Raw genomic sequence first — 14,300 nt, forward strand, 5'->3', positions numbered from 1 at the left:
CCAACGCACCTCAGTTCTAATCGTTTTGAATCTCTTCCTTTGGTCTCCTCGGTGGCCTTGGTCCAAAGTATTGATAGAAATAGCATTTGATTCTTCCGTTGTAAAGTTTTCTGTTTTTAGTGGCTTTTTTCCCAAACGATGCTTCAAAGCCTTCGTGGGCTGTAATGACATACCATGACCAGGTATCCAGCTTGCCAAAACGGTCTCCCATGACCCCGTAGAGCTTTTCAGCTTCTCTTAAGTCAGAAAGCCGCTCTCCATAAGGCGGATTAGTGAGAATGTACCCATATTTGTCCCTGGAACTCAGTTCAGCAACATCTCTGACCTGAAAGTGAATGAAGTCCGCAACCCCGGCCTTTTCAGCGTTTTCCCGGGCAATACGGATACTCCTTGGATCGAGGTCATAACCTTCAAGTTTGAAACTCGCATCCTCTGCGATTGCGTGTCTGGCTGAATTCCGCTCAAAATCCCAAACGGATGCCGGCATCCAGTTCCAGTGCTCTGAATCGAATTGCCGGTTCAGTCCTGGCGCCTGATTGCGTCCGATCATAGCCGCTTCGATCAATAAAGTTCCGCTGCCGCAAAGCGGATCGATCAAAGGAATAAACGGTTTCCACCTGCTGATTTGAACCAACGCCGCTGCCAAGGTTTCTTTGAGAGGCGCTTCATTTCCCTTCTCGCGGTAGCCTCGTTTGTGCAGACCATCACCAGATGTATCCAGCAACACCAGTACCTGATCCTTTAGAATGGAGATCAGGATACTGTATCTCGGGCCAATTTCCTTGAACCATTCTGTAGCGTAGGTTTCCTTAAGTTTCTCAACAATTGCTTTTTTTGAAATGGATTGTATGTCCGATAGGCTGAATAGGGTCGACTTGACGGATTTTGCATTAACCGGAAAAGTCCCTTCTTGCGGAATATATGCCGCCCAATCGATACGGCGGACGCCCTGAAAAAGCGCTTCAAAGGTATCGGCCTTAAATTCAGCGAGTTTGATGTAAACACGATCAGCGCTGCGCAGCCACAAGTTGGACCGCACTATACCTGATAGATCCGCATCATATTCTACTCTTCCGTTTTCCACCGCAACTTGATCAAAGCCAAGGGCTTTGACTTCATCCGCTACGACTGATTCAATTCCAAACGCTGCTGTTGCCTGAACTCTAAATCTTTTTATCATCATAAAAACTCCCATGTTATCATGTCTTATTCAAACATTATAACACAGGAGTCCTGACAGTATTCCGGTAATCTTCAAACGCGAGTGATGAAACATGTTACTGCTTTTTGAACGGCGTGATCATTTAAAAAACTTGTCCAGTGCTTTTCTAAGTGCTGACTCTTCTACGGGTTTTGACAAATGCTCGTCAAATCCATAGCTTGTCAGATAATCCCGCTCAGAGTCAATAACCTTTGCAGATATGGCTACAATGGGACATCTGAATCGATCCGCTTTTTCAATTTCATCAAAGGCTTCAAAGCCATTCATATGAGGCATCATGATGTCCATGAGCACCAGATCCGGCTTGTGTCGTATGTAGCGTTCCACTGTTTCTTTTCCCGTTCTTGCAAAATCCAGTTCATAATCTTCCTGAAGCAGCAGCTTCAGCGATACCCTGCCCATGACGTCATCTTCTGCGATTAGAATCCGGTTTCTTTGTTGAGGTTTATGAGGCTCATCCACAGCAGACCGATCCTGGACTAGTTCAATATGCTCTTCATTTCCAGCACCATTGAATTGAACATAGATGTAGACGTTAACCTCAGAGCCTCTTCCATAAGCGCTTTCAATTTCGAGCCGTCCCCCCATTTTGGAAAGCAGCGTCAGTGCTGTGACATAACCCAAGCCCGTCGAGTCACCCAAAGAGGCAAGAATATCTTCCGGTTGTGGATTTTCTGTCATTTTTTTCAGCCAGTCCAGCTTCTCTTCAGAGAACCCAATGCCTGTATCCTTCACGCAAATTCTCATTTTCAGCTTATCGTCAATAATGCTGACCTTGGCGAACTGGACCAGCACATTCCCATGCTCAGTATGCTCAAACGCATTTTCCAGAAGATTCCTCACAATATTTCCCAGGCGTACGGGATCGCCAATCAGCTCAACAGGTAAATTCTCATCCACTTGTATCGTAAAATCCACATTTCTCTTTTTCGACAAAAATCTGAACCGATGATAGAGGTCATCCACAAAATTTGCGAGTGAAAACGCCTCAATATTAAAGACCAGCTGACCTTCCTCAATAGCATAAATCTCATGCAGATTGCTTATTTTTCTAAAAGCCTTGTCGGATTGATTCATCAGCCGTTCAATAGTATCCCGCTCATCCCTGTAAAGCTCAATGACTCTAAGTCTGTCAATATCGTTATTGATCGTCTCAAAAATGTCTTTAAGCGATTCGACCATGTCATAAAACAGTGATCTATTCTTATCTTCTCTGTTTCTCACCTTCATTATGTCAAGGTCGGCCTCTGGCATATACTTTTCGAGCGGTTCCAATGTACCCTTCGAATCTTTCGCAATGACGACGGCTCCGGTGATAATCCCATCTGAATTTCGGACAGGCTCAGCATACTTGGTCCAAATCCCACCTACGGAATCCGGATTTTCTTTTGGGACCGCGCCCTCCGCTGCTGCTCCGTCTCTGATTGCCCTAACACATGGGCAATTCAGACACCCTAATTCAGAAGACTGAAAGACCTCAAAACATTTTTTGCCGATGGCTTCTGTATCCATTCTGAGCACTGCTTTGTTAGCCCATTCAATAGTGTAGTCAAGGTCCAGCCGTACAACCAAATCAGGTATGCTGTCAAGAATCTCCATAAAATATGGCGCCTTGTCTATTCTCAAGTCTGTATCACCTTTTGTAAGCATACCTTCCAACTTCGTCAACCCTCTTTCTGTCCCGTCGGCTTCTTTTTAATAATCTGAAATGTATGTGTGGATTTAATTCGACATAGTTCCAGAATCTCCTTCTTTTCGCCTCGCAGAATCAGAAAGACAGGCTGGGTCATTGTCATGTCTGAGGGTTTCAGATCCTGGCCAAGAATGCCGCTGATCCTCATAGTGTTGAAATGAATCATGCTTTCTTCTCCTCTAATGCCTACCAGGTCGATTTCTTCGCCAACGAAAAGGTGGTATGCCACCGCATCCTGAGGCTCCATTTTGAGAGCGACCTCCGCATAATCCTGAATCGGTTCCTGGCTGATTCCTTCCCGCGTCAAAAGTTCCCCTTTTCTGATCAAACGAGAAGACCAGGCCGGCAACACCAATTCAGAAGGCTTGATCATCCACGGCTCAAAGGATGATTCCGATACTTTGACTATTGAAAATGTGTCTGCAGTTAGAGTTTCGTTGGGATGCACTTCCACTTTGGCAATTAAAACCTCATGAAACTGTTCAGAGGCTGTGGCCACTCTCATCAAACTGATTTGAAGCGCCATAGTTACAATCATGAGCCCAAACGTCCATATGATCAGCCTTTTTTTCAATTCCTCGCCCTCCTTCACCGATCTATTTCTATTTCGCGGTCCAGATGAATTTTGATAGCCGTTGCTGAGAACCCCATTTCTTTCGCCAACTGTTCCATCAAAAACGAGGGTTGATGAGGAAACGCGACAACCAAATGGAGGATGGGGTCGTCGCGCATTGTTCCAGAAGGACACAAACCGGAGGGATGCCATGAAATAGCCTGAATTTCAACCGCGCTGTCAAACTGGGCAGCAATTTCTTCTGCCATAACACTCTCCAATTCTTCGCCAAAAGCAGCTACAGCTCCGGACGCATAATTATTGTCGAGCTCTGTTTGAATCCTCTCAGAGGCGCTTTTCAGCGCACTCTCAGATTGGCTGAAGCGTATGTAAAACAAGTAAAATTCAAAAGCAGCCACAAAAACAAGGATCAGGATGAGAACCATCAGCATGGATAGCGACAAAACCTCCAGCCCTATGAAGCCCTCGCGGTTCAGTTTAAAATTTTTCTGCATATGACAAATCTTTCGAATCGGTAAGCATAGCGATGGTCATTAAAAGCAATCCAGGTATTCAGCAACCTTCCTTTTATTTCACCGGTGACCACAAAACGTGCCCGATCCCCGCGTTTCATAGTTGTCATAGGCTCTGCCTCGACTTCTGCAGTGATTAAGCCCGCATCACTCAACAACTGGACCAATTCCGCCTCCTCTGAAGCGTTAAAGGATTGACTGAGCGCCATCTGTTCGCTGAAAGACGCGCAGATCGTGTCCAACCGGGCTTTTGTCACCACTGGCATCAGCATCTCAAACAGCGCCATGCCTGTCCCAAGGACAAATACCAGGCAAAATCCAACTAAAATTAGTCCGCCCTCTCGCATATAAGATTACGGAGTTGTGGACGTCACAAATACTGTTGCCTCAATTGTGCTCCACCAAGTGGACAGTGATGCTACCATGTCTTCAACCAATGTTTCCATGCTTGGCATAACAATAACAGCCGCCAGCACAATAGAAACAACGATCCCGATTACCATATCCACCGCGAACTGTCCCCTGTCATTGTTGAGATTTCCGCCAATGACCGCTTTTAGACTTAAAAATGCTTTCATGATTTCAACGTTCAAATGAATGCCTCCTTTAAATAGTTGTCTCACTTTTTCTTGCTGAGCTTCTTTACCTGATTAAATAAATAGTGACTCCAGCGCTTCCTTCATCTGAAGCACCAGTGGGATCGCAATCACTGCAAAAGCAACACTTCCTGATGCAGCAATCAACAGGATCAGATTGAACTGAATCCGTTCCTGTTCTAATGCCACTGATTCCAAGTATCTTTGGATCATCACCTCCTCCTGTCTTTGAATGAGCTCCACCGACTCTCCGGACTCAATACCCTGTCTGAGAATGGTAAGCAGTGTCTCTGAAGCCTTTACCGGATAACGCTGGGTCAATTCCTTTGACGCGCGTTCAAAATCCAAGGTCCTGAAATATACGCCGGTGAAAGCATTCAGCGCATTCCTCATCTCCTTATCCGGCGCAGCCAGATGTACATGTCTCAGAATTTCTACGGCTGAATGGCCCGCAAGCAGCTGAGTGCACAGAAAACGGTAAATTTTATACAGGTTCATATTGAACCTGGCTTCAAACTCTCTCTTGAACTGCCTAAGCCGACCCCTTCGGATCAGCTCGACCAGGATCCATACAGGCAAAGCTCTAACCGGATTAATGACTGCTGCAAAGGCTGGCAGTACTACGTTTATTATTCCATAACCATAAACCAGTTTTTTTGCCTCTTCCACGGAATAACCCGCTTGTTGGTAGAGGCTCATAGTTTTAATCACCCAACGTCTGAAAGGATTTTCCGGGCTTCTGGCATTGCCATGTTTCTCTGAAACAGATCCAATCATCGCCACCTTCTTGTACCACTGTTTTTTTAAGGCCCATTCAGCCAGCATATAAGCCGTTATTAGATCCCAGCAAGTCAAGGCAATAGTCGTCGTCACGAGGAACACTTTGTTCATCTCTTTGTCCCCCTTTTAGATCCCGAAAAAATGGCGAAGCATGCGGTTAGTAAAATCATGCCGAATAAACCCGCTGTAATATTAAGCCCTGCTGAGCTTTCCAAATAAAACTTTCTGACGTGGGGCTGTTCTGAGATCATCATCAGAAATAAGGCAATACCTGTAACATCGAGTAGAAATATTGTCATTTTAAACTTTCTGTTCTCCAGTCGATTTTTGTTTCGTTCTATGAAAAGTCTGTATGACTCCTTCTCGAAGCTGTCAAAAAGTTTTACCAGATCGCCGCGGTTTCGCGCAGAGAACTTAAGGTGGATCATAAAATCCCTGAAAATTGGGATGTCCAGAGCCAGTGAAAAATCATCAAAGGCTTTTTCGAGCGCCATCCCATGTTGAATAGATTGAAGCAGACGTTTCAATGCTAACTTCAAAGCAGGGGTCAGCGGCTCCTCAGAGACCCTCGACAAGCACTGGATCAAATCAGGATGAATGGACGCCCAGCGCTTCAACATACCGAACATCAAGGATAAGGAGGCTTCCTGGTCTGCAACAATTTTCTGTATGACAAGTTCAACAGAAAGTATGGGGAGCGCCACTCCTGCCAAAAACCCCACACTCCCTATTAAGTGACTGTCAGTTATCCCTCGAAGACTTACGTAACCAATACCTCCGGACAAAAATGTCGTCGCTGCCAGACTGTGTGCGTTAGCCCAAGGTGCGTCAAAAACAATCCTAATGGGCATTCCATAACGTCTGTCGATTTTTTGGAGCCAATTAAAATTGGAAACGCCACCCATTCCAGTTATCATCATTCCACAGCTTAGAGCCAGCATAAGAACCGGTAAATAGTAGACAGACAGTATTTACGACCTTCTTTCATAGAGGATTTTAAAATTTGGAACCGCATCTGTACCATAATCCGGCCGTAAAACCTCTGCTATGCGCTCCACCTTGAAATTTCTCATATAGATGACTCGGTCCAGACTGGAGGTAATAACATTCATGGCAGTTTTTTCAGAGATCCCTCTTTGTGACAAATCAGAGAGCATCATGATTCTGATAGGGGTTTCTTCTATCCCGCCACAGTGAAGGGTCCCCATAATTCTATGGTCGGTATATCCCGCTTTGATGAATTCCCATGCCTCAGGACCCGTCAACTCACCCACAACATAACCGTCCAAACTCATGGTCAAACCATCACGTACAAGGTGCTCCAGCGTCACCCTAAAGTCTGGCTGGCGATGCCTGACAATTCTCTGTACGACAAATGTGGGACTTTCAGGAAAAAGTTCCGTTTCAGATTCACAGATCAACAGACGCTGAGTTTCACCTATGTTGTTTAAAAGCGCTCTCAACAAAGTTGTCTTCCCCGACCCGCCCTTTCCAACTATGACGAACCTAAGATCCGACTGTGCCAGCCGAGTCATTATTTCATATGAAGCGGGATCGAGCATCCCCATAGTCATCAGCGTCTGCAAGTCGTAACTGGAGAATCTGTGCTTGCGAATGCTTAGAGACGGCCCGCCCTGACTTCTTGGCGCAATGGTCGCATTAATTCTCAACCTCAATCCGTCATCTGAAACCCTGGCATGGCTGTCCGTTTCGTTTAAAAGGCCACCATTCCGAATGATTATCAGCTTGCAATAGTTTTCAAATTCGCGGGCGGATTCAAATTTCAAGGGCAATCTGAATGCTTCGCCCGACCGCTTCACATAAAGGTGATCGTATCTCGTCACGATCAAATCTGAAACGGACTCATCCTCCAAAGTACTTTGGAGAATGCCATAACCAAACATATGATCCATAATCTGTTTGATCATTTTATCTCGTCGGGCCAGGTTTCCAAGTCGATCTACAATCCTGACCACTTCCGTTTCGAGGACACGTCTTTCAACACGCTTTCCTTCCACATCAGCCAGTAGATCCGAATGATGCTCGACCAACTCCTCAATGACACTAATAATCTCACGGTCAAATCTGCGTCCGGATTCAGAAGCTAGCGGCTCAATTAATGGTTCGTGAAAGCTTTTTAAAACCCCCATTACTTTTATCCCCTCATTTCATGAAATAGTTTGAGAATAACCTTTTCATGTGCTTCTGCTACAGAACGGTCCATCATCGGACCGTACATCCTGCCTTCCATGCGCGCTTTATCCCGCTTAAAACTGGAAGGTATTTTGCCCAGAAAACGCGACCCTGTCAAAGCATCATAATCTTCAGTTGATAAACTGTGATTCTCGTTTGAATCAAACGCAACAAACTGATGCTTCAAACGATCAATTCTTTGTCGTTCAGTAACATACGCTGCAGAAGAAGCTGCTGATCTTAAAGCAAGAACACCACCTGAGACTGGAACCAGATTTTTATCGGACATCAATAGGCTGACAGCAGTAAAGGCATCATAGATAAAGGCATTGACCAGCAAAATCACCACTTCAAAACATGAGTCAATCCGCTCCAAAAGCTTCATAAAATCGTCTTTGTCATAGTACTCATAATCATTGAGGTTGTAACTGCCGGTTAATGCATACAAGTCCTGGTTGCCCTTGATCCTGGCACATGTCCCAAGAATCTTCTCTGACGTCAGGCAATTTTTTCTGATTGCATCCAGCAGTACATTGAGTCCCGTCGATTGGTAGGTATCATAACCCTCAAGTGAATCCGAAAGGGCTTTTCGCACTTCCAGAAGTAAGTCCAAGGATGGAGACAGTCTGTCCGCATCAATGATTAAAGTTCTTTTCTTAAACCTTTTCGAAAAAATCCAACCAAGTTCACTCCCGTATTCGCTATTTCCAAAAACACACAGCTTTAACCTCTGGTTTAAAAAATCAGGTCGTTTTTCAGCGGCCTTAAAGATGCCCTCAAATCGTTTAAGCAGTTTTTTCTTTTCGGTGATGTGTATGCCGCGCATCAGGGATTCTGCCTCATAACGCTTAAGATCTGGTGCCTCAACTATTATTCGACTAATCTCGTCAATACGCTCAAAATCAACAATACCCTCTAGGCCTAGAGCATCAGATCGCTCATAGACACTTCTTGTGCGATATAGCCTTTCAACAAATCTTCCTGCTTCGAGGGCGCTTAACTCAATAAACTCATCAAAGCCTGACAATATCAGCTGTCCATCAAATTCAGAATTCGGCAGAAGTGCAATCCACTTCACCTCAGACCACTTCAGACGAAGCGTTTGAATAGATGGCCATAGACTTGCCAATCGTTCTTGGGTCACCTCAAACAGCACTGTTCGTACAGGTGCACACTCCAGAAGTGTTGTAACCGAATCCAACTCAGTTCGTATAGCTAACTCCAGCCCTGAGCCTATGTGATCTTGTACCTCGGACATCATAGCTTTTACAAAACCTACTGTTGAATGAGATTCATACCAAAACAACGTGATCATCCAATCGCCACTTTCCAATTTTTAACATTACTATACCTAAATAACCATATATTGTCAATAGTAATATTTTTACATTTTGTTGCACTTTCCTCCTCAGCAGGATTTTCACACAAAAAAAACGAGGAAAATGGTATCATTCACCATTTTCCTCGTCACTCTTTAAGTTAGTAGTCTTCAACTATTCCTTTGAACCAATCAACTCAGGCTCAGCCCGCTCTTCCTCTGCGCCTTCTTTCTTTTCCTCTTCCTTACTAGGTGCGCTGACAGCGAGTACAGTCAGGTCTAGATCCGTCAGCAATGTGACTTTTTCCATATTTTCAAAGACGAGATCCGAAACCCGAACGACATCACCAAAAGCCATACCATCAACATCTACATAAACATGCTCAATCAAATCAGACGGCAATGCCTCTATCTCAATTTCAGTCAGATGATCTTCCAAAACTGCACCAATTCTCTCGATGTATTCTCGGTTCTTTACCAGAATAGGGACTGGAATCTTAACAGTTTCGTTCGCTGAAAGTTCTTGGAAATCGACATGGATCAACTGATCCTTTAAACCTCTTCGCTGAAAATCCTTGAGGACTACCATAGCTGCTTTCCCATTGATTTCAACATCAAGAGTCGATCCCTTCGTATGGTACATCAGGAAACGATCCATTTGCTTTCGATCCAGTTTAATAGATCTGGTCTCTTTGTTATGACCATAAATGACTGCGGGTACATAGCCTTGGGTTCGGATATATTTGATTTTATTTTTTCCGACCTCTGTCCTAAGATTTGCTTGTATCAATTCTCTCATGATGCTACCTCCTTATATCATTATGTTCAGAAGTATACATACCCCAAAAACCCGCAATTAACTCGATTTACTCGATCCATTGAAGGATTTCTTTGACATCCGCTACTCGTCCACTTACCCTGAGTTTTTCATCAATCACAAGACCAGGCGTTTTCATGACGCCATACTTCAAAATATCTTTGAACTCAGTCACCTTGATAACCTCAGCCTCAAGGCCTTTCTCAGCCAAGGCCTTCCTGACATTCTCTTCAAGTTTGTAACAGCTGGCACACCCTGAACCCAGAACTTTTACAATCATAATTTTCCCTCCTGGTTTTAAATTAATAACGCGTCGATGGCATTAAATGTATATCCCATGATTATTATGCCGATGGTGACGATCGACACAAACACTACAAGAAGCTTTCTTTGGACCACTTGGCTCAGCATGATCATTGATGGAAGTGACAACGCCGTCACAGCCATCATGAAGGCAAGAACAGTACCTATTCCAACCCCCTTTAAAAATAACGCCTCAGCAATTGGAAGCGTCCCAAAAATATCCGCATACATCGGGATTCCAATACCTGCAGCAAGAATGACTGCAAATGGGTTTTTCTCCCCAATCACTTGCTCGACCACAGTGACAGGAATCCAGTTGTGAATCAAAGCACCTATGCCAACACCTATCAAAACATACTTCCATACCCTGTGAATGATTTCTGACACTTGCTGCTTCGCATACCGCCATCTGTCGGAATTCGTCATTTCCATGACTTCAGAATTGACGTCCGGAAGTTCCCGTACATAAGCCTCAATGTATTGCTCCATTCCCAGCTTGTCGATCAGAGTACCTCCGACAATTGCAATGATTAGACCAACTATGACATAAGCCACGGCGACTTTGACACCAAAAAAACTAACCAGAATCAGGACAGAAGCTAAATCTACCAGTGGTGAGGAGATTAGAAAGGAGAAGGTAACGCCTATGGGGAGTCTGGCTGCAGTAAATCCCATAAAAATCGGTATGCTGGAACAACTGCAAAATGGCGTCAATGTGCCCAGCAGTGCCCCGAGAATATTGCCGCGTATACCTTTGATCCCTCCTAGCAGACGTTTTGTACGTTCTGGTGGGAAATAACTTTGAATATAGGATATGGTGAATATTAAAAAGGACAACAAAATGAAGATCTTGATGGTGTCGTAAAGAAAAAATTGCACACTTCCACCAATTCTATCCGCAGTTTCAAGACCCAGTACATTTTCAACAAAGCTTTGAACCAGGTTGTTCAACCAGACCATTTTTAAAATCTGATCGTTAAACCACACACCTAGCGTCGACATTTCATCCACCTTCTATCTTATAATTTAATAAGGACTGAGCATTGATTCAGAAATTTTTCCGCCATTCCAAGTCTTTCTTGATCCCGAATGAGAATATTGTCATCAGCAGCCTCATGAGACAGAAGTTTCAGAGACTCTATCATGACATGATCTTCCCAGTTCAAGGAGTAATAGATAAACTGATCTTTTCTGTCATCTCTGACAACGCCTAAATCCTTAAGTTTTCTCAAGTGCTTTGAAATCTTGGGCTGTGCTTCTTCCAAGATACCTTGTAGTTGACAGACGCACAACTCTCGCTGTAATAAAACCATACATATTCTAAGCCTTGTTTCATCTGAGAGCGCTTTATAGCGATTGATCATTTGATCCATGACAGCCTCCTAAAGTAAGTCATATATCCACATTTGCATATCCTTTTATTAGCATATGCCACAATCGGCATATTGTCAACTTTATTTCCCGGGAAATATCCGAAAAGTGCCTTCACCTCAAATTTTGGAATAAAAAAACTGCACTTAATGTGCAGTTCAAATTTAATATTTGATATTTTAGTCCAATCTTCTTCTGCCTTCAATAGCCTTCATCAATGTCACTTCGTCTGCAAATTCAAGATCTCCGCCAACTGGTATGCCGTGGGCCAAGCGCGTTATAATGATCCCCGTACCCTTTAGGAGTTTGGAAATATACATTGCAGTCGCTTCACCTTCAATAGTAGGATTTGTGGCGATAATAATCTCGTCTACATCATGTTCTTGCAGCCTTAGAATTAATTCCTTGAGCTTGATGTCTTCTGGTCCAATGCCGTCCATTGGTGAAATCGCACCGTGAAGGACGTGATATAAGCCATGGTATTCTCTCGTCTTTTCAATGGCAATAACATCCTTGGGTGATTCAACAACACAAAGTGTCTTTTGATCTCTCTTAGCAGAAGTACAAATCGGGCATGGATCAACATCCGTCATATTAAAGCAGACTGAGCAAAAAATGATCCTCTGTTTCGCATACAAGATCGCTTCCGCTAAGGAAGCGGCTCGATTTTCTTTTTCATTGACCAGATAAAACGCCAGGCGTTGGGCAGTTTTTCTTCCGACACCAGGAAGTTTTGCCAGTTCGTCAATCAGCACGTTCAGTGGCTGCGGCAAATAGACCATGTCATTTGCCTAAAAAAGGCCGGGGATATTCATACCACCCGTTACTTTTCCCATTTCTTTTGAAACCGCTTCTTCAGCCGTTCTCAACGCCTCGTTTACACAGACCAATATCAGGTCTTGAAGCATTTCAACATCCTCCGGATCGACCACGGAAGGATCAAGTGTTATCGAAAGAATCTCTTTCTTTCCGCTTACTTTGACGACTACTGCACCACCACCGGCACTTGCTTCATAATTTGCTTTCTCAGCTTCTTCCTGTAGTCTCTGCATGTCTGCCTGCATTTTTTGCACTTGTTTCATCATTTGATTCATATTCATGCCACCCGGCATCATTGGACCTTTTCCTTTAGCCATTTTAGTTCCTCCTTTGAAATGTTATTCATTTTATTTTTAGTTAAACCAATAAAACAAATGTCCATTACTTATCCTGAATCTCAAGTAAATCTGCCATATCTCCAAGAAGGGATTTAATTCTGTCTTCAGTTGATGGCCCAGAAATCGATCCTTTGTCTGGAATAACTTCGATTAAAAACCCAACCGGATGACCGACGACACTCCTGAACGCCTCCTCGATGACTATCCGATTCGGCTCCTCACTCAACTTCTTGATATGCAGATCATGTACAGCTTTAAAACCGACGACTAGGCGGCCCTTATCCATTTTTAATGGTGTTCCGTCCACAAGAAACGCGTAAACACGACCATTATTCTTTTGTAAGTATAACAGAATCTCTGGCCACAATCTAAGGACTTTCTCAGGATCAAGTGCTGTACTCGGAGTTGAAATTTCATCCATTTTTTTCTGTTCTGCGTTTTCTGCCTGTATCACCGAATCAAATACAGACTTAGAGTCCCTCTGAATCGGCACATGTCTTGAATCATGATTATGGATCTCCGGCTTTGCAGCCAGATAGGCTGGATGTTCGTCAGCAATAGTGCTGTTTGATCCAGTTATTGATAAACCTTCTCCAGACGCCACCAGCCGCTTTAGAGCAACCAGTTCTGCCTCAAGTTTTTCAAGTCGTTCTATGGCATCAGCAGCTGCGATTGATGCAGGGGTCATTGCCTTCAATAAACCCGTTTCCAAAAAAATCAGCGGGTTTTGCGCATATTTAATCTGATTTTCGATCAATGACAACGCTTCAAGCAACTTTACAGCGCCGTTCAATCCGAACATCTTCGCCTGTGCTTTGACGCGGTCAGGCATTAACCCAGAAAATTTTAACATTTCCGGATGATCCGGCGCTGCTGCCGTCACCATGACATCGCGAAAAGCCAGTGTCATGTCTCTGCAAAATGATTGTAAATTCGCCCCGCTTACCGAAAGCTGGTTAAGGCTGTCCAGTACCAAGTTTCTTTCACGTCTTCCAATTTGATCGATCAAATCCATCATGAAATCAACACCAATCAAGCCGAGGATTCGATCCACATCCTCTGCCCGGAGCAAATCAGCCGTTGACGTGAGGCAACGGTCGAGGAGACTGAGGGCATCTCTGACTGCACCATCCGCCCTATTGATTATTTTGTCTAAAGCTTGCGTTTCATACGCCATACCCTGAGACTCACAGATCAACTGCATTCTCTCCATCAAATCTTCTTTGCCCACTCTTTTGAATTCAAATTGCTGGCATCTGGATTGAATCGTTGCCGGAATCTTATGCGGTTCCGTCGTCGCAAGTATAAAAACGGCATATTCCGGAGGCTCTTCGAGTGTTTTCAGCAAAGCGTTGAAAGCACTAGTTGACAGCATATGAACTTCATCAATTATATAGACTTTATACTTGCTCCTCGATGGCGGATACTTGACATTTTCCCTTAACTCTCGAATATCATCCACACCATTATTTGATGCAGCATCCATCTCAATAACATCCATCAATGTCTCATCTAAAATTGACAAGCAAATCTCGCATTTGTTGCAAGGATTATAATCTGTTCTTTCCGGGCAATTGATAGCCCGTGCCAATATTTTGGCAGTAGAGGTCTTCCCTGTGCCCCGAGTCCCTGAAAAAATATAAGCATGGCCGAATTTGCCGCGTTCAATCTGACTGCGTAGAGTATCTACTATGGCCTTCTGTCCAATCAGATCTTCAAAGACTTTTGGTCTCCACTTCCTGTATAGCGCAGTATAGCTCATGG

At 44.0% G+C, this 14,300-nt stretch carries 17 protein-coding genes; all 17 read right to left on the bottom strand.

From position 1 onward, the window contains the following. Positions 1-16: 16 nt before the first annotated feature. Complete coding sequence (locus AC4PHM_RS12585) at positions 17-1,180, bottom strand: THUMP domain-containing class I SAM-dependent RNA methyltransferase (protein WP_492018108.1); 1,164 nt, start codon at positions 1,178-1,180, stop codon at positions 17-19. Positions 1,181-1,300: 120 nt separating this feature from the next. Beyond that, the gene (locus AC4PHM_RS12590; RefSeq protein ID WP_492018109.1) at positions 1,301-2,848 is read right to left on the bottom strand and encodes a hybrid sensor histidine kinase/response regulator; all 1,548 of its coding nucleotides are present in this window, start codon (positions 2,846-2,848) and stop codon (positions 1,301-1,303) included. Between the two features lie 38 nt (positions 2,849-2,886). Further along, complete coding sequence (locus tag AC4PHM_RS12595) at positions 2,887-3,489, bottom strand: CpaB family protein (protein ID WP_492018110.1); 603 nt, start codon at positions 3,487-3,489, stop codon at positions 2,887-2,889. 14 nt (positions 3,490-3,503) lie between these two features. Then, a complete protein-coding gene (locus tag AC4PHM_RS12600) occupies positions 3,504-3,983 on the bottom strand; it encodes a hypothetical protein (protein WP_492018111.1) in 480 nt (159 codons plus the stop codon). After that, positions 3,962-4,288, bottom strand: coding sequence for a hypothetical protein (locus AC4PHM_RS12605; RefSeq protein WP_492018112.1), 327 nt, complete (start codon positions 4,286-4,288; stop codon positions 3,962-3,964). Before AC4PHM_RS12605 ends, AC4PHM_RS12600 begins: the two co-directional genes overlap by 22 nt. Positions 4,289-4,354: 66 nt before the next feature. Beyond that, positions 4,355-4,594 carry a hypothetical protein gene (locus tag AC4PHM_RS12610; protein WP_492018113.1) on the bottom strand — a complete coding sequence of 80 codons (240 nt, stop codon included), beginning with the start codon at positions 4,592-4,594 and terminating at the stop codon, positions 4,355-4,357. Between the two features lie 57 nt (positions 4,595-4,651). Continuing rightward, complete coding sequence (locus AC4PHM_RS12615; protein WP_492018114.1) at positions 4,652-5,488, bottom strand: hypothetical protein; 837 nt, start codon at positions 5,486-5,488, stop codon at positions 4,652-4,654. After that, entirely contained in the window at positions 5,485-6,081 is a 597-nt protein-coding gene (locus tag AC4PHM_RS12620; protein WP_492020511.1) for a type II secretion system F family protein, read from the bottom strand. Before AC4PHM_RS12620 ends, AC4PHM_RS12615 begins: the two co-directional genes overlap by 4 nt. Positions 6,082-6,348: 267 nt before the next feature. Further along, positions 6,349-7,527, bottom strand: a complete 1,179-nt coding sequence (locus AC4PHM_RS12625) for an ATPase, T2SS/T4P/T4SS family (protein ID WP_492018115.1) — start codon at positions 7,525-7,527, stop codon at positions 6,349-6,351. 5 nt (positions 7,528-7,532) lie between these two features. After that, positions 7,533-8,876: a hypothetical protein gene (locus tag AC4PHM_RS12630; RefSeq protein ID WP_492018116.1), complete on the bottom strand. Its 1,344-nt coding sequence runs from the start codon at positions 8,874-8,876 to the stop codon at positions 7,533-7,535. A gap of 187 nt (positions 8,877-9,063) precedes the next feature. After that, the gene (locus tag AC4PHM_RS12635) at positions 9,064-9,687 is read right to left on the bottom strand and encodes a 50S ribosomal protein L25 (protein WP_492018117.1); all 624 of its coding nucleotides are present in this window, start codon (positions 9,685-9,687) and stop codon (positions 9,064-9,066) included. A 67-nt stretch (positions 9,688-9,754) separates the two neighbouring features. After that, positions 9,755-9,985, bottom strand: a complete 231-nt coding sequence (locus AC4PHM_RS12640) for a thioredoxin family protein (RefSeq protein ID WP_492018118.1) — start codon at positions 9,983-9,985, stop codon at positions 9,755-9,757. Between the two features lie 17 nt (positions 9,986-10,002). Further along, a complete protein-coding gene (locus AC4PHM_RS12645; protein ID WP_492018119.1) occupies positions 10,003-11,010 on the bottom strand; it encodes a permease in 1,008 nt (335 codons plus the stop codon). Between the two features lie 17 nt (positions 11,011-11,027). After that, positions 11,028-11,381, bottom strand: coding sequence for an ArsR/SmtB family transcription factor (locus AC4PHM_RS12650; RefSeq protein ID WP_492018120.1), 354 nt, complete (start codon positions 11,379-11,381; stop codon positions 11,028-11,030). Between the two features lie 177 nt (positions 11,382-11,558). Further along, positions 11,559-12,161: a recombination mediator RecR gene (gene recR / locus AC4PHM_RS12655; RefSeq protein WP_492018121.1), complete on the bottom strand. Its 603-nt coding sequence runs from the start codon at positions 12,159-12,161 to the stop codon at positions 11,559-11,561. Between the two features lie 9 nt (positions 12,162-12,170). Next, positions 12,171-12,515, bottom strand: a complete 345-nt coding sequence (locus AC4PHM_RS12660; protein WP_291404502.1) for a YbaB/EbfC family nucleoid-associated protein — start codon at positions 12,513-12,515, stop codon at positions 12,171-12,173. Between the two features lie 64 nt (positions 12,516-12,579). Then, positions 12,580-14,298, bottom strand: a complete 1,719-nt coding sequence (dnaX, locus tag AC4PHM_RS12665; protein WP_492018122.1) for a DNA polymerase III subunit gamma/tau — start codon at positions 14,296-14,298, stop codon at positions 12,580-12,582. Between the last annotated feature and the right edge of the window lie 2 nt (positions 14,299-14,300).

Source organism: Acidaminobacter sp. QWL-03 (assembly GCF_058683855.1).

Bases quoted from the DNA above. Each gene is read 5' to 3' on its own strand.
- AC4PHM_RS12660 (WP_291404502.1), bottom strand. From the start codon at position 12,515: ATGGCTAAAGGAAAAGGTCCAATGATGCCGGGTGGCATGAATATGAAT.
- dnaX (WP_492018122.1), bottom strand. From the start codon at position 14,298: ATGAGCTATACTGCGCTATACAGGAAGTGGAGACCAAAAGTCTTTGAA.
- AC4PHM_RS12600 (WP_492018111.1), bottom strand. From the start codon at position 3,983: ATGCAGAAAAATTTTAAACTGAACCGCGAGGGCTTCATAGGGCTGGAG.
- AC4PHM_RS12650 (WP_492018120.1), bottom strand. From the start codon at position 11,381: ATGGATCAAATGATCAATCGCTATAAAGCGCTCTCAGATGAAACAAGG.
- AC4PHM_RS12625 (WP_492018115.1), bottom strand. From the start codon at position 7,527: ATGGGGGTTTTAAAAAGCTTTCACGAACCATTAATTGAGCCGCTAGCT.
- AC4PHM_RS12645 (WP_492018119.1), bottom strand. From the start codon at position 11,010: ATGTCGACGCTAGGTGTGTGGTTTAACGATCAGATTTTAAAAATGGTC.
- AC4PHM_RS12585 (WP_492018108.1), bottom strand. From the start codon at position 1,180: ATGATAAAAAGATTTAGAGTTCAGGCAACAGCAGCGTTTGGAATTGAA.
- AC4PHM_RS12605 (WP_492018112.1), bottom strand. From the start codon at position 4,288: ATGGCGCTGTTTGAGATGCTGATGCCAGTGGTGACAAAAGCCCGGTTG.
- AC4PHM_RS12615 (WP_492018114.1), bottom strand. From the start codon at position 5,488: ATGAACAAAGTGTTCCTCGTGACGACGACTATTGCCTTGACTTGCTGG.
- recR (WP_492018121.1), bottom strand. From the start codon at position 12,161: ATGGTCTATTTGCCGCAGCCACTGAACGTGCTGATTGACGAACTGGCA.
- AC4PHM_RS12635 (WP_492018117.1), bottom strand. From the start codon at position 9,687: ATGAGAGAATTGATACAAGCAAATCTTAGGACAGAGGTCGGAAAAAAT.
- AC4PHM_RS12640 (WP_492018118.1), bottom strand. From the start codon at position 9,985: ATGATTGTAAAAGTTCTGGGTTCAGGGTGTGCCAGCTGTTACAAACTT.